The organism is Actinomadura sp. K4S16, assembly GCF_008327685.1.
Taxonomy (GTDB): domain Bacteria; phylum Actinomycetota; class Actinomycetes; order Streptosporangiales; family Streptosporangiaceae; genus Spirillospora.
Genome location: NZ_BDDE01000015.1, coordinates 492422 through 512440, shown reverse-complemented (window position 1 = coordinate 512440; position 20019 = coordinate 492422). Strand labels below are relative to the sequence as shown.

The window sequence follows — 20019 nt, the reverse complement described above, 5'->3', positions numbered from 1 at the left end:
TCCCGGCCCGCTCAGCGGGGCCGGGCCACCCGCGACTCGTCCCAGACCGGTTCCGCGGACTCGTAGACCGTGCCGTCGGCCCCGAAGACCAGGTGGCGGTCGAAGGCGCGGGCGAACCAGCGGTCGTGGGTCACCGAGACGACCGTCCCCTCGTAGGACTCCAGGCCCTCCTGGAGGGCCTCGGCGCTGGCCAGGTCGAGGTTGTCGGTCGGCTCGTCCAGCAGGAGCAGCGTGGCGCCGCCGAGCTCCAGGAGCAGGATCTGGAGCCGGGCCTGCTGGCCCCCGGAGAGCGTCTCGAAGGGCTGCTCGGCGCACACGTTGAGCTCGTAGCGGGTGAGCGCGCTCATCGCGTCGTTGCGCAGCCGCGCGTGCTCGGTCATGACGATCTCGCACGGGGTGCGCCCGGCCAGATCCGGACGGGCGTGGGTCTGCGCGAACAGCCCCGGGACCACGCGCGCGCCCAGCCGGGCCACGCCGGTGTGCGCGACGGGCCGCACCGGCGTCGCGCCGCGCGGCAGCGTCTCGGCGACGGCCGCCAGGAGGCGCAGGAAGTGCGACTTCCCGGAGCCGTTCGAGCCCAGGACGGCGACGCGCTCGCCGTACCAGACCTCGGTGTCGAACGGCTTCATCAGGCCGGTCAGTTCGAGGTTCTCGCAGACCACCGCGCGCTTGCCGGTCCTGCCGCCGCGCAGCCGCATCTTCAGGTTCTGGTCGCGGGGCGGGATCTCGGGCGGCCCGGCCTCCTCGAACTTGCGCAGCCGGGTCTGCGCCGCGCGGTAGCGGGAGGCGAAGCCGTCGTTCACCGTGGCCTTCACCCGCAGGTTGTTGACCAGCTCCTTGAGCTTGGCGTGCTCCTCGTCCCAGCGGCGGCGCAGCTCCTCCAGGCGCTCGTTGCGGTCGCGGCGGGCGGCGGCGTAGGTGGCGAAGCGGCCGCCGTGGATCCACACGCGGGACGCCTCCACGGTGACGATCCGGTCGGCCGAGCGGTCGAGCAGCTCGCGGTCGTGCGACACCAGCAGGACGGTCTTCGGCGTCTCCCGAAGCCGCTCCTCCAGCCACCGCTTGCCCGGGACGTCCAGGTAGTTGTCGGGCTCGTCCAGCAGGAGGACCTCGTCGGGGCCGCGGAGCAGGGCCTCCAGCGCGAGCCGCTTCTGCTCACCGCCCGACAGGGTGCGCACCTCGCGCCACCGGCACGAGTCGTAGGGGACGCCGAGCGCCGCGACGCAGCACGCGTCCCAGAGCACCTCGGCCTCGTAGCCGCCGGCGTCGCCCCAGCCCGCGAGGGCCGTGGCGTAGCGGAGCTGGGTGGGCTCGTCGTCGCGCTCCATCATCGCCAGCTCGGCCGCCTCCACCGCGGCCGCCGCCTCCCGCACCCGGGGCGGGGCCAGCGACAGCAGGAGGTCGTGCACGTTCGAGTCGTCCCGCACGCTGCCGATGAACTGGCGCATGACGCCGACTCCGCCGCTGTGCGCGACCGTTCCGGACTGCGGCGCCAGATCGCCCGCGATCAGCCGCACAAGCGTCGTCTTCCCCGCGCCGTTCGGGCCCACGAGGGCGGCCGTGACGCCGTCGCCGACCCGGAAGGAGACGTCGTCGAGCAGCATCCGCCCGTCCGGCAGCACATGGCCGACGTGGCCCACCTCGACGTGTCCCATGCCGCCGAGTGTCGAGAATCCCCCGCCGCACCGTCAATCGATTATCAGTGCGGGATACCGGAGATCAGGTCACGGGCGCCCTTACGGAGTAGGTCGCCCGCCACGTACGCGCCCAGATCTTCACCTTTGCCCGGTGCCGACCACTCCTGCGCGTGGACGAACTTCGACCCGTCCCGGGTGAAGACCATCCCGCGCAGACTCAGTTGCCCGTCTCGCTCCAACCTCGCGTGCCCCGCGATCGGGCTGTTGCAGTGCCCCTGCAACCCGTGAAGCATCGCGCGTTCCGCGCTCACACACTGCCGCGTCACCTTGTCGTCCAGCAGCCGCACCAGTTCCACCACGTCGGAGTCAGCGCGGCGGCAGTCGACCGCCAGCACCCCCGCGCCGATCGCCGGAAGGATGTCCAGTTCCTCACCAGGCCGCTCGATCCCCAGCCGTGCCAGGCCCGCCCGAGCCAGCACGATGGCGTCGAAGTCCTCCCCGGCGTCCAACCGTCCGAGCCGGGAGTTGACGTTGCCGCGCAGGTACTCCACCCGCAGATCAGGACGGATCTTGCCGAGCTGCGCACGCCGTCGTACGGCGGAGGTTCCCACCCGAGCCCCCGGTCCCAGGTCCGCCAGGCACTGAACCTCGCCCGCCATCGGGAACAGCATCACATCGGCGGTGTCGTCACGCTCGACGTAGGCGGCGAAGACCAGCCCCTCAGGGCGCGGCACGTCCCCCGGAACGTCCTTGAGGCAGTGCACCGCGACATCGACCGCCCCCGTCAGCAGCGCCCGGTCGATCTCGCGCATGAACGCGCCCTTGCCGCCCAGCTCACCCAGGTTCCCCCGATGCCGGTCCCCGGCCGTCTGGATGCCCACCACTTCTACCCGCACATCGACCAGCCCTTCCAACCGGGCCGCGACGCCGCGCGCCTGCATCATCGCCAGCGGAGACGTCCGCGTGCCCAGCCGAAGCACCCCGCCGCCCCCACCGCTCCAGGAGAACGTCCGCGATGCCGCAGCCGACCCGGCCGGGACCAGATCCCTCACCGCCCCCACACCCCCGAACTTCGCCATCCTCACCGCCGTGCCCCTTACTGGACGCGCCCTATGCCTACACCTGAGCGCGCCGTTCCTCGCGCACGTCCGGGAAGGTGTCCGGAAACATCAGGTGGTCCATCAGCGCGGCCACCTGATCGGCCGCCGTCACCGCGTCGCGGCACCAGGCGAACCAGAGCCATGGGTCGCGGGAGACGTCGAAGTACGCCCACTCGCCGCCGGGTACGGCTCGCGCCGTCGCCGGCATCCACACGTTCTCCCGCCGACCACGGACGAAGAACAGCAGCATGGGCACCGACAGGGCCGAAGACTGGTCCTGGTACAGCTTCAGGCCCCGATACCCCCGGCACTCCGCCGCCACCGCCAGCCGGTCCAGATGCCACACCGCCGTGTCGCATCCCCGTAGGGTCCGCCCCCACGCCCAGACCCGCGCCAGACCCGCGCTCTTCATCGTCATCCGTGCGACTCCGTCCCAGCCCTCCGACTTCCCGCGCGCTTTCAGCACGCGATCACCGACCACACCCACTTGCCCTTCGGAGGCGTCCGGTCGACCCCGCATCGCAGCGATAACGCTTGGACTATCGGCAGGCCCCACCCTCCTGTGCCGTCGTCGTGACCAGGGTTCAGCGCCTCGGCGTCCGGCGAGACGTCCACCGGCTCCAGCGGCCGCACCGTGGGCAGTTCGTCCGAGCAGTCCCACACTCCGAGCCACATCCCGTACGGCTGCAACGTGAACCGCACCCGCATCTCCCGGTAGGCCGCGTACTGCGCGGCGTTGGCGAGCAACTCACCGGCGATCAGGTCCACGTCATCGGCCCGATGCGACAGACCCCAGTCCGCCAGCCGTGACCGCAACAGCGTCCGCACCACGCCTGCCGAGACCGGAGCCGCCAACACCCGCGTGTCCAGTGGAAGGGCCGCCGGCCCCGGCCGAGCTGTCTGATTGACCCTACGATCGTCCATCGGGTCCGACCTCCTACGTCGGATCAAGGCCCCGGAGCCGGTGCGCGACCACCGGCCCGGGGCCGTTCGCGTTTCGGCTGCACTACGTACTTGAGAGGTGACAGCCTGTGTCCGTCAGGATGCACCTCTTCCGCGTCTCGTGCAATATGCTCGCGACAAACAATTTGCTTTCTGGGAGCGGATCATGCCGGGATCTCCGACCATGCGACGGCGCCGCCTTGCATCTGAGCTGCGACGCTTGCGAACCGAGGTTGGAAAGATGTCGATCACCGACGCTGCGGCGCGGCTCGGTTGGCAACAGTCCAAGCTGTCCCGGATCGAAACCCGGCAGATCGGCGTGAGCACGACCGACGTTCGCAAGCTGTTGGATCTGTACGGCGTTGACGACCCGCAGCAGGTAGCCGGACTTCTCGACATCGCACGCAAGGCGAAAGAGCGGGGTTGGTGGGAGTCCTACGGCGCGACGCTCCCCACCGAGACGCGGACCATGATCGGTATCGAGACCGAGGCCTCACTCATCTCCACCTACGAACAGGCGCTCGTGCCGGGCCTCCTGCAGACGCCGGACTACGCCCGCGCAGTGATCCGCGCTGCTCGGCCTGGGGACTCGCAGGAGATCATCCAGCAGCGGGTCGAGGTCCGCATCGCCCGTCAGGCGCTGCTCAACGAGCAGCATGGACCGCAACTCTGGGCTGTGATCAACGAGGGAGTGGTCCGCCAGATCGTCGGAAGCCCAGGGATCATGAAGGCGCAACTGGAAAGCCTCACGGAGGAGCGCGACAGGCTGAACGTAGTCGTGCAGGTCCTCCCTTTCGCCGCCGGGGAGCACCCGGCCATGGTCGGATCCTTCTCCCTCTACAGCTTCCCTGCCGAGGGAGAGACCGGAGTGGCCTACATCGAGACGATGAACGGTGCTCTGATCTTGGAGCAGGCGCACGACTTGGAGACTTACGGCGATGCCTTCGACCGCATCCGCGCGATGGCCCTGTCACCCAGGGATTCCCGAGACCTCATCCGCTCCATCGCGGCAGATACGATCTAGCCCGCGGAAAGGAGCACATATGCGAGCAAACCCTCCGCCGCTGGACTGGCGGAAGAGCAGCCACAGTGGCGGGACTGGAAACTGCGTGGAGCTTGCCGCCCAGCACGGTAGCGGTACCGCCGTCCGAGACTCCAAGGATGCGGAAGGCCCCGTGCTGTCCTTTCGCCCTGCAGAGTGGGCTGCATTCGCCCGCGCGGTCAGAGCGGGCCTATACGACAGTCCTCGTGCCGCATGGCGCAGGAGTTCACGAAGTGGCCAGAACGGCAACTGTGTTGAGGTGTCCCGAGACGCGACGTACGTCGCCTTTCGTGACAGCAAGGCCCCAGACGCAGGGTATCTAACGCTCTCCGCCGAAAGCTTCGCTCAACTCGTCCAGCGCGCGAAGTGCGGCGAGCTGGACATCTGAGACCGCCCACCAGGCGGACCGCTCGTGCTCAGCGCATAAGCCACGATCGCTGATCGCAACATGGCGCAGGGGCTCCCCGTTGCGGCGTCAGACTTCGCCGCCGACCCTGCCGACGTTCGTGGACACCGCTAGTCGGCGACGTGGGCGAGGTCGGGGATGTGCGCGGGGGCGATCCGGGGGCGGGCGGGCGGCTGGAGGAGGAAGAGCTTCTTGTCCAGTCGCTCCATCTCCCCTCCTCGCCCGCAGATGAGCCCAGCGCAGAAGTCCACCAGCTGCCTGGCCATGTCGTCGGTCAGCTGGGTGAGATCCATGAGCACAGGGTCACCCTTGCGGAAGAAGTGCCCGACGTGGAGAACCTCGTTGTAGTCCTTGGGGCGCAGCGTTTTGATCACACCTCAAGTCTGCCTGGGCTTCCGCGTGGCGCAAGGCCGATCCGCCATCTCGCCCGGCTCCGCAGCTGTCGGTTCAACCGGTGAGCAGCGAACGGACGTGCTCCACGACGGAGGCCAGGGCGATCTTGGACGTGTCGCCGGTGGCGCGGGTGGTGACCTCGGCGACGCCCTCGGCGAGGCCGCGGCGGCCCACGGTCACGCGGAAGGGGATGCCGGTCAGCTCGGCGTCGCGGAACTTCACGCCTGCCCGCTCGGCACGGTCGTCGATCACCGCCTCGACGCCCGCCGCGGACAGGCCCGCGTAGACCTCCTCCGCCGCCGCGGCCACGTCGGCGTCGTCGGACTGCGCGATCACGACGGCGGCCTGGAACGGCGCCACCGCCGCCGGCCAGACGATGCCGCGCTCGTCGTTGTGCGTCTCGACGATCGCGGCCATCGCGCGCTCGATCCCGATGCCGTAGCTGCCCATGACCACCGGGACGGACCGGCCCCCGGCGTCCAGCACCTCGACGCCGAGCGCGCGGGAGTAGCGGTCGCCCAGCTTGAAGATGTGCCCGACCTCGATCGCCCGCAGGACCTCCAGCGCCCCGCCGCAGCGGACGCAGGCCTCGCCCTCCGCGACCTCGCGCAGGTCCGCCCAGGCGCCGACCTCGATGTCGCGGCCGACGTCGACGCCGCGCAGGTGGACGTCGTCGGTGTTGGCGCCGGTGAACATGTCGCGGCGGCCCCGCAGCGCCTCGTCCGCGATCACCGGGAGCGTCGCGCCGACCGCGCCGAGGCTGCCGGGCAGCGCGCCGAGGGCCTCCTGGATCTCGCCGGGCTCGGCGGCGCGGATCTCCGTGGCGCCCGTCGCATCCACGAGCTTCTGCTCGTTGAGCGGGTGGTCGCCGCGCAGCAGGACGAGCGTCAGCGCGCCGTCCAGGACGTATACGAGCGTCTTGATCTGCCGGTCGGCGGGCGCGCCGTAGGTCAGGAGGTCCTCGATCGTGCGGACGCCGGGGGTGTCGAAGCGCTCCGGCGCGTCCGGTCCCGGCCCGTCCTGCGCGGTGGGCAGCGCCGACGTCGCCCGCTCGATGTTCGCCGCGTAGCCGCAGGCCGGGCAGCGGACGACGAGGTCCTCGCCGACGTCGGCCGGGCACATGAACTCGGTGGAGTCCGAGCCGCCCATGGTGCCGTTGGACGCCTCGCACGCCAGCGCCGGCAGGCCGAGCCGCTCGAAGATCCGCGTGTAGGCGCCGAGGTAGGCCTCGAACGAGGCGTCCAGCCCGGCCTGGTCGGCGTCGAAGCTGTAGGCGTCCTTCATCGTGAACTCGCGGGTCCGCAGCAGGCCGCCCTTGGGGCGCGGCTCGTCCCGGAACTTCGTCTGGAACTGGTACCACTGCTGCGGCAGCTGCCGGTAGGAGCTCAGCTCGCGAGCCACCGTCGCGAAGATCTCCTCGTGCGTGAGGCCGAGGGCGTGCTCGGCGCCGCGCCGGTCGCGCAGCCGGAACAGCTCCTGGCCTATGAGATCCCAGCGGCCCGACCGCTTCCACGGCTCGGCCGGGTGCATCGCCGGCAGCAGCATCTCCTGCGCGCCGACCGCCGCCATCTCCTCGCGGACGATCTGGATGATCTTCGCTCGCACGCGGACGGCCAGCGGCAGCAGGCAGTAGTGGCCCGCCGTCAGCTGCCGGACGAACCCCGCGCGCAGCAGCAGCCGGTGGCTCGCCGCCTCGGCCTCGGCGGGGTCCTCGCGAAGGGTCGGCGCGAACATCTGGGACCAGCGCATCCCGCGAGCGTAACGAAAAGGCCTGGCCAGGCCGACACGATTAACAAGCCCCCTGTCAACGGCCGTGGCAGGCCCTCGGGCCCGGAGCCTGCGCCGCTTCGGCGTCGGTCACGCCTCTACCAGCTTCACAAGGGCTTCCCGCTTGCCTGACGGGGCTTCGCGCAGCACCCGTCGAGCACGTAGGAGCGCGTCCACGTCGGCGGTGGCGGCGGCGACCTCCGCGGCGACGTAGTCGATCCTCCCGAGTCCGGCATCGGCAAGCCAGCGCGACACCTGGGCCCAGGAGTACAGCTTGACGCGGCTGCCGCGATGGACGACCGGAGCGGGGAAGCCTCCTGGGCCGCGTTCACCGGTCGTCCAGTGCCCGACGGCCGGGGCCGACCTGCCGGTCTTTTCGGCTATGTCGTCGATGGTGACCAGGTCCTCCGTGACGCCGGTCACCGACAGTCCACTGCGCTCGCTGTCGTCGATGGCGGAGAGGACCGCCTCGATGGCGTTGCGCGCCTCGCGCGAGAACAGGACGGCGCCGCTCTGCTCGTCGCCGGAGAGCTGGCCGTCGCCGCAGCGCGAGTACAGCCGCTCCGCGGCCTCTTCAAGGTCGCTGATCGGCCCGACCTCGAGCTCGAACCAGTAGGTGCTCATCAGTCCTTCTCTTCCTGCCGTGCGGCCGCCTTGGCGTCGTGCTGCCGCATCCGCCTCCGGATCTTCTGTGCCTCGTGTTCGTCGACGTCGGGAGTTCCGTTGATCGAGAAGGGAGGAGTGCAGCAGCCGGGGCCGCCAGGGCAGGATGCCCTCGCATACGCGTGAGCCCGTCCGCTGGTGTAGGTGACCTGCCACCCGGCTTCCTTTAACTCCTTGATAGCGGCCCGTGTGTGCTTACCTGGCATGTAGCGACTGTACTACCTGTGTAGGTCTAGAATAACATTCGTGCTGGCGGCCTCCAAGGCGATAGCCGAGCGGTAAGAAAGGCGATCTGGGACGGGCGGATCGCGCGAGCGTGGTTAAGGTGCCCTGACCAACGCGGATGGTCAGTACCCTTGGGGCCGTGAGTCGAGAAGGTGTGACGCCGCAGAGCGAGGATTTCTCCGCCTGGTACAACGAGCTGGTGGTGCAGGCCCAGCTCGTCGACCGCGGACCGGTTCGCGGCACGATGGTCATCCGCCCGTACGGTTACCGGGTGTGGGAGCTGCTCCAGGCCGACCTGGACCGGCGCATCAAGGAGGCCGGGCACGACAACGCCTGCTTCCCGATGCTCATCCCGGAGTCCTACCTCAAGCGCGAGGCCGAGCACGTCGAGGGCTTCTCCCCGGAGCTGGCCGTCGTCACGCACGCCGGCGGCAAGGAGCTGGAGGAGCCGCTGATCATGCGGCCGACCTCCGAGACGGTCATCGGCGAGTACATGGCCAAGTGGATCGACTCGCACCGCGACCTGCCGCTGCTGCTCAACCAGTGGGCGAACGTCGTCCGCTGGGAGATGCGCCCCCGGATGTTCCTGCGGACCACCGAGTTCCTCTGGCAGGAGGGCCACACCGCGCACATCGACGAGGACGACGCGATGCGCGAGACGATGTGGGCGCTCGACGCCTACGCGAGCGTGGCGCGCGAACTCGCGGCGATCCCGGTCGTGGCGGGGGAGAAGACGCCCGGCGAGCGGTTCGCCGGCGCCGTCCGCACCTACACGATCGAGGCCATGATGCGCGACGGCCGGGCCCTGCAGGCCGGCACGTCCCACTACCTCGGCACCAACTTCGCCAAGGCGTTCGAGATCCAGTACCAGGACGAGGAGGGCAAGCTCACCCTCGCCCACACCACGTCCTGGGGGATGAGCACCCGCATGATCGGCGGCGTGATCATGACGCACGGCGACGACAAGGGCCTCGTGCTGCCGCCGCGGCTCGCGCCCTACCAGGTCGTCATCGTGCCGATCGGGCGCAAGGAGCAGGGCGAGCAGGCCGCCGCCGAGGCCCGCCGGCTGGGTACGGCGATCAAGTCGATGGGCATCCGGGTGCACGTCGACGACAACCGGCCGCAGCTGTCGCCCGGCTTCAAGTTCAACGAGTGGGAGATGCGCGGCGTCCCGATCCGCATCGAGCTGGGCAAGCGCGACATCGAGGGCGGCGTCGCCACCGTCGTCCGGCGGCTCCCGACCGTCGAGGGGCAGGGCAAGGAGCAGATCCCGCTGGAAAAGGTGCCCGAGGTGCTGCCCGGGATGCTCGCCGACTTCCAGGCGTTCCTGCTCGCCAGGGCCGAGGCGTTCCGCGAGGACAACACCGCCGTGGTGGACGACTGGGACGCGTTCGCCGCGCAGGTCGCCACCGGCTGGGCCCGCGCCTTCCACTGCGGCGAGACCGCCTGCGAGGACGACATCAAGGCCGAGACCGCCGCGACGCCGCGCGTGATCCCGGCCGACGCGCCCGAGGAGGCCGGCGTCTGCGTGAAGTGCGGCCGCCCGTCCGCCTACGGCAAGCGCGTCATCTTCGGCCGCGCCTACTGAGGACGCATCCGGCCGCGCCCACCGCGGCCGCACCCGGGCGGGTCCGTCGTGGACGGGCCCGCCCGCGGTGGGTCAGGCGTCCTGCGATGCGCGGCGCTCCGCGCGCCGCCGGGTCAGGTACGGCTGGACGAACCACGCCCACCCGCACAAGATCACGGCGACCGCGACCGTGGCGGCGGTGGCGGCCGCCTTGTCCGACAGGGCCTGGACGACGAGCGTGGTCGCCGCGGTCATCGAGACGCCGAGCGCGAAGGCGCCGGCGATCCCGAACCGGTTGGCGCGCCGGATCAGCAGCGCCTTCTGCCCCAGTTGGAACAGGATCCGATGCTGGAAGACAGGGGCGATGAAGCAGACCGACGCGACCCCCGCCCCGAACAGCGCGACGTAGAACAGCGCCTTCCCCAGGTCGCCGACCTTCGTGTCGAAGGTCGCGGAGAACGGGACGGTCAGCAGGAACGCGAACAGCACCTGCACGCCGGTGGTCGCCACCCGGAAGCCCTGGAGGAGCTCCATCAGCTGCCGGTCCAGCCGCTCGTGCTCGGTCTCGTTGCGGGGCTTGTCTGAGGGGTCCACGCTCATGGAGGCCGTTTACCCCGGCAAAACGCCCATCAGTCGCGCGCCTTGAAACGTTCTAGTCGAGCGTGGGCGGTTCGACGCGCAGGGCGAGCATGGACACGTCGTCGCGCAGGTCGCTGTCGCAGTAGTCGAGCAGAGCCCGCTCCACACCCGCGAGCATCTCCTCCGGGGGCTTGCCCGCGTGCCCGGCGAGCGCCTCGAGCAGGCGCTCCTGCCCGAACTCCTGCCGCGCCATGTCGCACGCCTCGAGGACCCCGTCCGAATGCAGGATCAGCGTGTCTCCGACGGACAGGTCGATCGTGTCGAGCCCGGCCTCGAAGTCCTCGAACAGGCCGAGCGGGACGCCGCCGCGCGACGCCGACCTGATCACCCCGTCGGCGCGGACCACGATCGCCGGCGGATGGCCCGCGGTGCCGAGCGACACGATGATCCGCTCGGTCTCCAGCGTCAGGCTCGCCATCACGGCGGTGACGAACCGGTCCTCGTCCAGCAGGGCCTCGTTGACGATCCCGAGGACGTCGGCAGGCCGCGCCTTCCACCGCGACGCGAGCCGGACGCAGTGCCGGGCCGTCGCCGTCACTGCCGCCGCGTCCTCGCCCTTGCCGCACACGTCGCCGAGGACCAGCCCCCACCCGTTCTCGGTGCGGAAGACGTCGTAGAAGTCGCCGCCTACCTCCGAGCCGTGCGTGGACGTCAGGTACCGCGCGGCGACGCTCACCCCGGGGATGGACGGGAGCGACTTCGGCAGCAGCCCCGCCTGCAGCGTGTCCGCCACCTCCGCGCGGCGCCGGTAGAGCCGCGCGGCCCGGATCACCAGGGCCAGGTAGCGGCCGAGCCGCTGCACGACGCCGAGGTCCATGAGGTCGAACGGGCCGTACTCGCCGCTGGCCGCCAGCGTGATCGCGCCGATGGCGCGGTCGCCGTCCTCGATGGGGACGCTGAGGACCGAGGTGACCCCGATCTTGCCGCAGACGGGCAGCCCGTCGGGGCACATGCCGAGCACGTCGAGGTTCTCGACGTGCGGGCGGAGCGCGCTCTGCCGGGTGACGAACACGTTGTGGGGGAGGGTGTCCTCGGTGGGGTCGACCTCTTCGAGCATCCGCGCGGCCTCGACGGACCGCTCGTCCTCCGGCCCCATGACGACCTGCCGGCGCAGCGCCGGCGCCGCGCCGCCCTGCGCGGCCGCGGACGGGTTGCCGTTGGCCGGGGCGGTCAGGTCGATGAACGCCCAGTCCGCCAGTTCGGCGGCCAGCAGCCGGGCGCACCTCCGCACGGCCACCGTCTCGTTGAAGACCGGCTCGTCGAGCAGCAGCTCGCTGGCGGTGGCGAGGACGTCCATCCGGTGCACGATCGTGGCCACGGCCTCGTCGTCGCCCGGCCCACCCTCGGCGGCCCGCGCCCGCGGGGCGCCCGCGGCCTGGCCCTTGGACGGCTCGGTCGCGCCGTCGTCGGCGGGCGTGGTCGTCGGCCCGGCGGCCACCACGATCATCGGGTCGGGCTCGCCGCGGATCCACACCCGCGCGAAGGTCAGCACGGCGTCGATCGGGTGGTCGCGGCCGAGGAACCGGACGCCGACCCGTCGGCGCCGTCCCGTCCGGATCGCCGCCGCGAGCTGCGACCGGACGGCCGCCCGGGTCGCCATGTCGCAGAACGCCGTGAACTGCTTGCCCGACACGTATCCCGACGAGGTGCCGAGCAGCGCGGCCGCCTGCCGGTTGACGCGGCGGACGTTCGTCGTCCGGTCGAGCAGGAACAGCGGGACGGGGGCGTCCTGGAAGACCGTGCGCAGCACCCTGCGCTCGTTCTCGGCGGCGGCCGACCCGCCCTGCTCGCCGGTCTGCTCGCCGCCCATCGTGCGCAGCACGGTCAGCGCCAGCTCCAGCTCGACCAGCGCGGCGTCCAGCGTGGCGCGCAGGTCGGGCTCGGGCACGCCGGCGGCCTGGCGCAGCTCGCCGATGCGCCCTTCGAGGTCCGAGATCTCCCGCAGCAGGGACTCGGGCTCGAGCTGGTCGGGCTGATCGTGCATCTGGTCTCCTTTCGTCCGCGTCACCACGGTGGAACCAGGGCGGCTCCCGCCCTTGCCGGGCCGGACGCCGATCTACGGGGCCGCTCTGCGCAGCCTATGCTCCGCCCGCGCACCTAGGGCAGGCCCTGGTGACCGACGATACGCTGCGCGAGAGCGGTGAGCTTAACGTGGCGGGTCTGCGAGATCCGGCGCATCTCGGCGAACGCCTCGTCGGCGTCGCAGCCGAGCGCGTGCATGAGGATCCCCTTCGCCTGGTCGACCACGGCGCGGGCCTCGACGGCGGCCTGGAGCTGGACGGCGGTGCGGTGCACGTCGTCGTACTGCTGGCTGTTCGAGACCGCCGCGGTGCCCTGGGCGACCAGCAGCGACGCGATCGCGTGCCGCCCGTGCCCGAGGGCCTTCGGCGTCACCCCGTAAAGCGTGAGCGTGACCAGGACCCGCGGGCTCAGGTGCGGGGTCGTGGCGAAGCAGCGCACCCCGCGGCGCAGCATGTCCGACATGGCGTCGGGCCAGCGGGTCTCGGCGAGGATGTCGTCGGAGCTGAGCGGCCGCCGGCCGGCCACCACGTCGAAGAGCGGCCCGCGGCCGCGGGTCAGCTGCCGGTCGGTCACCTCGGCGAGGTCGGGATGGCTGGCCGCGGCGGCCAGCGGCTCGGGCCGGCTCTCCTCCGGCGCGTCGGGCGGGCCGGGCGTGGCGGAGCCCGCGTCGCCGCGGGTGCTCGGGAGCGCCCAGCGCACGCTCGCGGCGCCCGCGCACCCGGGCACGGCGCGCGACGCGAGCTCGGTCACCCGGTGCAGGGTGCCCACGTCGGAGGACTCCCCGACCATGCCCAGGCGAGCGATCTCCAGCGCGAGCTGGTCGGTCAGGACCGGTTCGGTGGCCGTCACCCCTCCGAGATTAGCCTGCCCAGAGGGATGCGCAGGCGGGGCCTGCACGGCCGCATGACCCTGGTGTTTCACGGGGGGAGTCCTAGTTGTTCGGCGGCGCCTTGCTGATCTCGGGGAGCGGACCGCCGTCTCCGTTCGCCAGGGCGAGGTCTCCCATGCACACGATGCCGACGGGGTGCTGCTCGGCGTCCACGACAGGGAGGCGCCGGACGGCGTGCTCGCTCATCAGCCGCGCGACCGTGTCGGTGTCGTCCTCGGGATGGACGGTGGTCAGCTCCGCCGTGCACACGTCGCCGAGCGGGGTGAGCGAGGTGTCGCGGCTCTCCGCCACCGCGCGGATCACGATGTCACGGTCGGTCACCAGGCCGCAGAGCCGTCCCGCGTACGTGACCAGCACGTCGCCGATCCCCTCGTCGCGCATGATGCGAGCCGCCTCATAGAGCGTCGCGTCGAGCGGCAACGACTGCGGAGCCGCAGTCATCACGTCGCTGACCCTTGATGGCATGGCACGCACATCCTCCCGATTCGCCAACGGCTCGCGTGGCCGTGTGTGCGCGCCTTACCCAAGGTCGGCAACCCTATTCGGGCGGTTCGCGAAACGGCCGCCCACCTGCGCCGATCAGAACGCGAAGACGGTACCCGTGCGCGACCACATGACGCAGTCGTTGCCGTACTCGGCCCGGAAGCGTGCGGGTCTGCCCTTCCACCGCCCCTCGGCGCGGACGACGACGGGCGAGTGGACGGCGGTGCACATCCGGCCGTCCGGCCGGTGCTCGAACTTCCCGCCGGACCCGTCCAGCTCCAGGCAGGCCCGCGCCGCCTCGGGATGCCCGCCCCCGGGCGGGTCGCAACGGAGCGTGACGGCCCTCGTTCCCGACGTGGCCTCACCCGGATGCGTGACGGAAAGCCGCAGCGACGTCCCGGGCTCGGCGAACGCGGCGGGCTCGGAATGCGCGGCGGGCATCAAGGCGATCACCGCCCCGAGGACGACCCCGGTGACAAGGTTCGACATACGCGACTCCCGACATTCCAAGGGACGTCGCACACGGTATCTGTCCAACGACAGAACGTGCATGAAAAGCGAACAACCTGTGTCTGTGGCGCCACCTGCACCGCCTTCAAGGGCACGGACCTCAGTCACGCCCAACCCCGCAACTACCTCAAGGGCTGCGATCGCGTCCGAAGGCAGGTTCGAGCGTGCGAGAACCTGATCGCGCAGCGAGCCGCCAAGGCGAGCCGGAGCGATGCCAGCGATCGCCCGCAGTGCCCGACGATGGAGGGCCGCCAGGCCCGAAGGAGGAGAGCACTGCAATAAGCACAGCAAGGGCCGCCAGGCCCGAAGGAGGAGAAAGGCGCCTACTACGCGGCGAGGACGTGCTCTGAGAGGGAGGCGCGGAGCTGCTTGCGGCCGCGGTGGAGGCGGGACATGACGGTGCCGATGGGGGTGCCCATCATGTCGGCGATCTCCTTGTAGGGGTAGCCCTCGACGTCAGCGAGGTAGACGGCGTCCCGGAAGTCCTTGGGGAGGGCGCGCAGGGCGGCGACCACCTCGGAGTCGGGGATGCGGTCGAGGGCCTCGGACTCGGCGGACCGGAAGCCGGACGCGTGCGCCTCGGCCTGCGCGAGCTGCCACTCCTCCAGCTCCTCGGAGCCGGCGCGCTGGGGCTCGCGCTGCTTCTTGCGGTAGGTGTTGATGAAGTTGTTGGTGAGGATGCGGTGCAGCCACGCCTTGAGGTTCGTGCCTTCCTGGAACTGGTGGAAGTTCACGTAGGCCTTGGCCAGGGTCTCCTGGACGAGGTCCTCGGCGTCGGCGCTGTTGCGGGTCATGCGGACGGCGCTCATGTAGAGCGGGTCGGCAAGCGGCAGGACGTCGCGCTCGTAGCGGCGCTCAGTGGCGGTGCCGTCGGCGTCGCGGCCGTTGTCGCCCTTGGCGTTGCGGTGGACGGGCGTGGTGACAGCGGTCATCGTCGCTCCCCGTGGTAGTGCCCCGGTGAAGGGCCGGTTGCATGGCGCGTGGTCGGGGGCACGCGCGGACCGGGCGGACTGACCGCCCCCCGTCAAGTGGTACGTGCCACCGTTCCCGGCGGGTTCGGTGATGCCTCGGCCTCGCATGGAGGGTGGACCGAGGGTTCGGCGCGCTTCGGCGATGCCAGAGCGACCCCGTTCCCGGGACGTCGCGGGCGTGCCCTTCGGGCGCTTCCCATCCGCCGGTGGGTCTTCCTGCCATGTAAGACGCATGGAACGGGCCAAAAGGTTGCCATGTCTGACGTGGCGTCCATCACACCGGGCGGCGAGTTGGACGAAGCGGTCTGATCACCCGGTATAGAGCCGGACCCGTCGGTCCTGGGCGCACCGCGCGGGGCGCGCAGCCGTCCGCTGGGTAAAAGCGGCCTCTAGGGCGATGGTTCGTCATGCCTGCTTCCGGTCAGGAGGCGGCGAGGTGGCCCGCCAGGACGGCCTCGACCAGCGCGGCGGCGAACTCCTCCGGAGCGGCCGGGAGCCCGGCGCCCGCCGCGACCGTCTCCGGGCCCGCCAGCCGGGTCAGGAAGGCGTGCTGCTGGCAGCCTCCCAGCAGCGCCGCGGCGATGAACGGGAGAGGCGCGCCATCCGCCAGCCGCCCGGCCTTCCGCTCGGCCTCCAGGTACCCGATGAGGGCGGCGTGGCCCATCACCGGACCCGCCGTCGGCCCGCCGGGCGGCCCCGCCGGAGGACCGCCGGGCGCTCCGGGAGGCGGCGGCTCGCCGTTCCGGGGGGCCCTGGTCCGGGCCCGCGCCTTGGCGGCGGCCTCCTGCTGCGCCTTCACGGGGCCGTTGTCCCGCAGCCAGGCGATCAGCTCCGGATCGGCCAGGACGGGCCCGGTCATCGGCAGCAGCTCGCCGTAGAAGCGGACCATCTCGGTCGCCAGGCGGGTGAGGTTCTCCTCCACCGTGTCCTGCCCGACGGACCCGAGCAGCCCCGCCATCGCGGCGCGCGCCGTCCCGGTCACCTCGGCCAGGGCCGCCGCGAACAGCGCCGTCTTGTTCGCGAAGTGGTTGTAGAGGCTGCCCTCGGACACGCCCGCGGTCCGCGCGATCTCCTTGGTCGTCGCGGCCGTGATGCCGCGCGCCTGGATCACCGTGACCGCCGCCGCCAGGATCCGCTCCCGCATCGGCTCCGTCCGTGCCGCCAACCGCGTCCCACCTCGCCTTCCCGGTGGACGTTAGCACGCCGGCACCGAATGAGTGAGTGCTCACCCGGAGGTTTTCCGCCGTTCCCGAGCGAACCGCCCTCACACCATGTAGCTTCGCCCTTACCGCGTGTTGCCGGGCAGCTTCGAGCGGCGTCCGCTCGGGGGAGGGGGGCCGCATGGTGATCGCGGATCTGCTGGGCGTCACGAGGATGACGGCCGTGATGGTGAACGACCGCGGCCGCATCAGCCACTGGGACGATATCGCCGCCGACCTGTTCGGCGCCGCGCGGCCGCAGGCCCTCGGCCGCCCGCCCGGCGATCTCCTCCGGCTGCCCCGCGAGCACCGCGGCGCCTTCGAGCCGGAGGCCTTCGGGCACGTCTGGTGCGGCGCCTGCACCCTGCCCCGCGCCGACAACGGGGAGCCGGCCGAGATCGGCTGGTGGGTCTACCCCATCGACGGGGCCCCGGGCGACCACGGCGTCAGGGTCCTCGCGCTCGCCGCCGACCTGCGCAGCCTGCGCCGCGACGGGATCGGCATCACCGTCGGCGACCTGCTGCTCGCCCCGCCCGCCGGGCCCGGCCCGTCCGACGGCGCCGCCCGCCGCCCGGCCACCGTCCGGCTGCTGCGGGTCGAGCCGACGCTCGCCGGCCCGTCCCCTGACGGGCCCGACCCGTTCGCGGCCCCGTTCGCCGACCGCCTCGCCGAACTGCTGCCCGCGCTCGACCCGGCCGAGTTCGGGACGATTGCCTCGCAGGTGCTCGCCCTCGGCTGCCCGGCGGTGTCGCTGGGCCTGACCCTCCGGCTGCCCCTCGTCCCGCAGACCAGGACCGCCCCGGCCGCCGCGCCGACCGTCCCGCTGCCCCGGCCGGCGCCGCGCACGCCGGCGGCCCTCCCGCCGCGCGCCCGGCGGGGCTTCCCCCACGCGATGGAGCCGCTCGCCTTCCTCGGCGCGGCCGGCGAGCAGATCGGCAGCTCGCTCGACCACCTGCAGGCAGCCCGGACGCTCGCCGAGGTCCTCGTGCCGCGGCTCGCCGACTTCGCCGCCGTCGAACTGCTCGAAAGCGTCGTCGCCGACTCCGCGCCGCCCGCGGACGAGGTCGACGAGACCACGCCCATGCGCCGCGTCGCCGTCGCGCACAACGACGAGCCCGGCCGCTGGGACGACGCCGTCCCCGAGGACGAGCCGCTCTCCCTGCCGTCCTGCACCCCGTTCGTCCAGGCCATGCGCACCGGGCGGCCCGTGCACATCCCGCGCGTCGACGAGGGGCAGGCCGCCCGGCTCGCCGCAGCGTTCGGCGCCGGCGACCCGCGGCCACTGTTCGCCGGGCGCGCGCTGCTGGTCGTCCCGCTGATCGCGCGGGGCCGGGTGCTCGGCACGTTCATGCTGCTCCGCAAGAAGGACCGGCACGCGTTCGACCAGCTCGACCTCGCCATGGTCGACGAGCTCGCCCGGCGCGCCGCGCTCTGCGTCGACAACGGGCGGCTGTACCGGCGCGAGGTCCAGGTCGCCGAGGAGCTGCAGCGCAGCATGCTCCCCGACGACCCGCCCGACGTCGCCGGGGCGCGCGTCCGCTACCGCTACCGGCCCGCCGGGCAGGCCGCGCAGGTCGGCGGCGACTGGTTCGACGCCATCCCGCTGCCCGGCTGCCGGCTCGGCCTCGTCGTCGGCGACGTGATGGGGCACGGCCTCACCTCCGCCGCGATCATGGGCCAGCTGCGCACCGCCGTCCGCACCCTCGCCGCCGAGGACATGCGGCCCGACCGGGTGCTGCGCCAGCTCGACGGCCTCGCCCGCCGCCTCGGCGAGGACTACCTCGCCACCTGCCTGTTCGCCGTCTACGACCCGGTCGAGCGGCGGTGCACGGTCGCCAACGCCGGGCACGTCCCGCCCGTCCTCGTCGCGGCGGACGGGGAGAGCCGCGTGCTGCCCGTCCCGCCCGGCGTGCCCGTCGGCGTCGGCGGCGAGCCGTTCGAGACGACGGAGTTCAAGGTCGAGGACGGGTCCCAGCTCGTGCTGTGCACCGACGGCCTCCTGGAACGCCGCGACCGCGACATCGACGCGGGCCTGGAGGAGCTGCGCGCCCGGCTGGCCGAGGCGTCCGGCGACCTCGACCGCACCTGCGACGACCTGCTCGACGGCCTCGCCGCCCCCACCCCCGCCGACGACATCGCCATCGTCGCGGTCGGGTTCGACGGCATCCCCCTCGACGACGTCGTCACCTGGGAGCTCGAACCCGTGCCCGGCAGCGTCCCGTGGATCCGCGCGCAGGTCGGCGTCCGGCTCGCCGGCTGGGGCCTGGACGACCTCGCCGACACCGCCCGCCTGCTCGTCAGCGAACTCGTCACCAACGCCCTCGTCCACGGCGCCGGGTCGGTCGGCCTCCGGCTGATCAAGGGACGCACGCTGCTCTGCGAGGTCCACGACGACGGCGCCGACATGCCCCACCTGCGCCACACCGACGCCACCGACGAGTCCGGCCGCGGCCTCCAACTCGTCGGCCACCTCTCCACCCGCTGGGGCACCCACCGCACCGAGGGCGGCAAGGTCGTCTGGTTCGAACAACGAGTCCCACCCCGCTGAAGCCGCCACCCCAAGGGAGCGGGTCGCGGGTTTGGGAGGTAAGTGTCCCGTTCGCGCCAGATACTTTCCAACGTCCGCTTCGTTCTGATCGAAGGTGTCGCCGTTCGTCGAGGCCCACCGGGGGACGATTTGGGTGAGAAGCTGACGCTGCCGGTACCCGAGACGCTCTACGGCACCTATGCCGTGGCGCTCGCCGAGCCGATCCGCGACCCGGCGGCGCTCGCCCTGGAGGAGGTGGCGCGGCGCACCTCGCCGCCCCTGCGCGACCTCGTCCTCGGCATGCTCGGCAGCCCCATGCTCACCCTCGACCAGCGCCCGGCGGAAGACTTCCCGCCGCTGCCCGCCGACTTGCTCGCCGCGTACGGCGGCGCGCCGTCCGAGGTGGATACCGTCGCCGCTGCGGCGCACGTCCTCGCCGTCCGCGCCGCGTACCGGCCGGGGCACCCGCCCGCGCACGAGTGGGCCGCCCGCGCCGTCGCGGGCGCGGTCGGCGCCGCCGCGTCCGCCCCGGTGGTCGACGTCTTCACGCCGCAGGTCCTCACGCGGGACCGGCTGTTCCGCTCCCTTCCGGGGCCGGACGGCGCCGTCCGGCTCACCGACTGGATGCTCCTCCCGCACACCACCGGCCGTGACGGCGCGTACATCACCACCAAGGGGCTCGCCAGGTTCGGCCTCCCCGAGCTCCAGACCGAGGACGTCCCGCCGAGCCTCCTCGAACCCTGGGGCCGCCTGCTGAACGGTCTCGCCCACCACGTGCTCGACCTCTGGCTGGACGAGCTCCCCGCCGGCGAGCAGCCCCTCGTCGTCGAGGTCCCCGAGGTCGTCTCCGTGGGCCTGCGGGACATCGCCGCCGCTCAGGGCGCCGACGAGCCCGCGCGGCGCGAGGTGGAGGTGCGGCTGCGCCACGACCCGTCCCCGGACCCCGTCCTCACCGTGCTGCCCGCCGAGGACGGCCCGGACCGCCTCCGATCCCTGTGCACCGCGCTGTTCGGTCCCGGATGAGCTTGCCGATGATC

Annotated in this window: 19 protein-coding genes; 5 read left to right on the top strand and 14 right to left on the bottom strand. The window is 72.0% G+C overall.

What is annotated here, in order from left to right:
• Window positions 1-11 precede the first annotated feature (11 nt).
• The 4 genes from K4S16_RS23555 to K4S16_RS23540 are packed head-to-tail and all read right to left on the bottom strand — an operon-like array spanning window position 12 to window position 3661.
• On the bottom strand, window positions 12-1655 hold the full coding sequence (locus K4S16_RS23555) for an ABC-F family ATP-binding cassette domain-containing protein (RefSeq protein WP_149261146.1): 1644 nt from the start codon (window positions 1653-1655) through the stop codon (window positions 12-14).
• Between the two features lie 44 nt (window positions 1656-1699).
• A complete protein-coding gene (gene hemC, locus K4S16_RS23550; protein ID WP_149261270.1) occupies window positions 1700-2716 on the bottom strand; it encodes a hydroxymethylbilane synthase in 1017 nt (338 codons plus the stop codon).
• A gap of 37 nt (window positions 2717-2753) precedes the next feature.
• Window positions 2754-3155: a hypothetical protein gene (locus K4S16_RS23545; protein WP_149261145.1), complete on the bottom strand. Its 402-nt coding sequence runs from the start codon at window positions 3153-3155 to the stop codon at window positions 2754-2756.
• Window positions 3156-3196: 41 nt separating this feature from the next.
• Window positions 3197-3661: an ATP-binding protein gene (locus K4S16_RS23540; protein ID WP_149261144.1), complete on the bottom strand. Its 465-nt coding sequence runs from the start codon at window positions 3659-3661 to the stop codon at window positions 3197-3199.
• A gap of 184 nt (window positions 3662-3845) precedes the next feature.
• Here K4S16_RS23540 and K4S16_RS23535 point away from each other — a divergent pair, with 184 nt between their 5' ends.
• Both K4S16_RS23535 and K4S16_RS46815 read left to right on the top strand, forming a co-directional pair.
• Entirely contained in the window at window positions 3846-4703 is an 858-nt protein-coding gene (locus K4S16_RS23535) for a helix-turn-helix transcriptional regulator (protein WP_149261143.1), read from the top strand.
• Complete coding sequence (locus K4S16_RS46815; RefSeq protein WP_308800809.1) at window positions 4618-5109, top strand: DUF397 domain-containing protein; 492 nt, start codon at window positions 4618-4620, stop codon at window positions 5107-5109. Before K4S16_RS23535 ends, K4S16_RS46815 begins: the two co-directional genes overlap by 86 nt.
• A gap of 128 nt (window positions 5110-5237) precedes the next feature.
• Here the strand turns inward: K4S16_RS46815 and sepF are convergent, their stop codons facing one another.
• The 3 genes from sepF to K4S16_RS23515 form a co-directional block, all read right to left on the bottom strand.
• Entirely contained in the window at window positions 5238-5501 is a 264-nt protein-coding gene (sepF, locus tag K4S16_RS23525; RefSeq protein ID WP_149261141.1) for a cell division protein SepF, read from the bottom strand.
• A gap of 73 nt (window positions 5502-5574) precedes the next feature.
• Entirely contained in the window at window positions 5575-7269 is a 1695-nt protein-coding gene (locus K4S16_RS23520) for a proline--tRNA ligase (RefSeq protein ID WP_149261140.1), read from the bottom strand.
• A 108-nt stretch (window positions 7270-7377) separates the two neighbouring features.
• The gene (locus K4S16_RS23515; protein ID WP_149261139.1) at window positions 7378-7911 is read right to left on the bottom strand and encodes a hypothetical protein; all 534 of its coding nucleotides are present in this window, start codon (window positions 7909-7911) and stop codon (window positions 7378-7380) included.
• 403 nt (window positions 7912-8314) lie between these two features.
• On the opposite strand from K4S16_RS23515, the gene proS reads away from it, so the two are divergent.
• Window positions 8315-9763 (top strand): proline--tRNA ligase, encoded by a 1449-nt coding sequence (gene proS / locus K4S16_RS23505; RefSeq protein ID WP_235037006.1) that lies wholly within the window; start codon window positions 8315-8317, stop codon window positions 9761-9763.
• 72 nt (window positions 9764-9835) lie between these two features.
• On the opposite strand, the gene K4S16_RS23500 is transcribed toward proS, so the two are convergent.
• The 7 genes from K4S16_RS23500 to K4S16_RS45860 form a co-directional block, all read right to left on the bottom strand.
• Complete coding sequence (locus K4S16_RS23500; protein WP_149261137.1) at window positions 9836-10342, bottom strand: DUF6328 family protein; 507 nt, start codon at window positions 10340-10342, stop codon at window positions 9836-9838.
• Window positions 10343-10394: 52 nt separating this feature from the next.
• Window positions 10395-12365, bottom strand: coding sequence for a SpoIIE family protein phosphatase (locus K4S16_RS23495; RefSeq protein ID WP_149261136.1), 1971 nt, complete (start codon window positions 12363-12365; stop codon window positions 10395-10397).
• A gap of 113 nt (window positions 12366-12478) precedes the next feature.
• A complete protein-coding gene (locus K4S16_RS23490) occupies window positions 12479-13252 on the bottom strand; it encodes an ANTAR domain-containing response regulator (RefSeq protein ID WP_235037005.1) in 774 nt (257 codons plus the stop codon).
• A gap of 82 nt (window positions 13253-13334) precedes the next feature.
• Window positions 13335-13733: a CBS domain-containing protein gene (locus K4S16_RS23485; protein WP_235037034.1), complete on the bottom strand. Its 399-nt coding sequence runs from the start codon at window positions 13731-13733 to the stop codon at window positions 13335-13337.
• 138 nt (window positions 13734-13871) lie between these two features.
• Window positions 13872-14264 carry an SSI family serine proteinase inhibitor gene (locus K4S16_RS23480; protein ID WP_160161006.1) on the bottom strand — a complete coding sequence of 131 codons (393 nt, stop codon included), beginning with the start codon at window positions 14262-14264 and terminating at the stop codon, window positions 13872-13874.
• Window positions 14265-14611: 347 nt separating this feature from the next.
• Window positions 14612-15217 (bottom strand): sigma-70 family RNA polymerase sigma factor, encoded by a 606-nt coding sequence (locus tag K4S16_RS23475; RefSeq protein WP_149261133.1) that lies wholly within the window; start codon window positions 15215-15217, stop codon window positions 14612-14614.
• 460 nt (window positions 15218-15677) lie between these two features.
• The gene (locus K4S16_RS45860; RefSeq protein ID WP_235037004.1) at window positions 15678-16421 is read right to left on the bottom strand and encodes a TetR/AcrR family transcriptional regulator; all 744 of its coding nucleotides are present in this window, start codon (window positions 16419-16421) and stop codon (window positions 15678-15680) included.
• 176 nt (window positions 16422-16597) lie between these two features.
• Here K4S16_RS45860 and K4S16_RS23460 point away from each other — a divergent pair, with 176 nt between their 5' ends.
• Window positions 16598-19003: a SpoIIE family protein phosphatase gene (locus tag K4S16_RS23460; RefSeq protein WP_149261132.1), complete on the top strand. Its 2406-nt coding sequence runs from the start codon at window positions 16598-16600 to the stop codon at window positions 19001-19003.
• 129 nt (window positions 19004-19132) lie between these two features.
• Entirely contained in the window at window positions 19133-20005 is an 873-nt protein-coding gene (locus K4S16_RS23455) for a hypothetical protein (protein ID WP_149261131.1), read from the top strand.
• The last annotated feature ends 14 nt before the right edge of the window (window positions 20006-20019 follow it).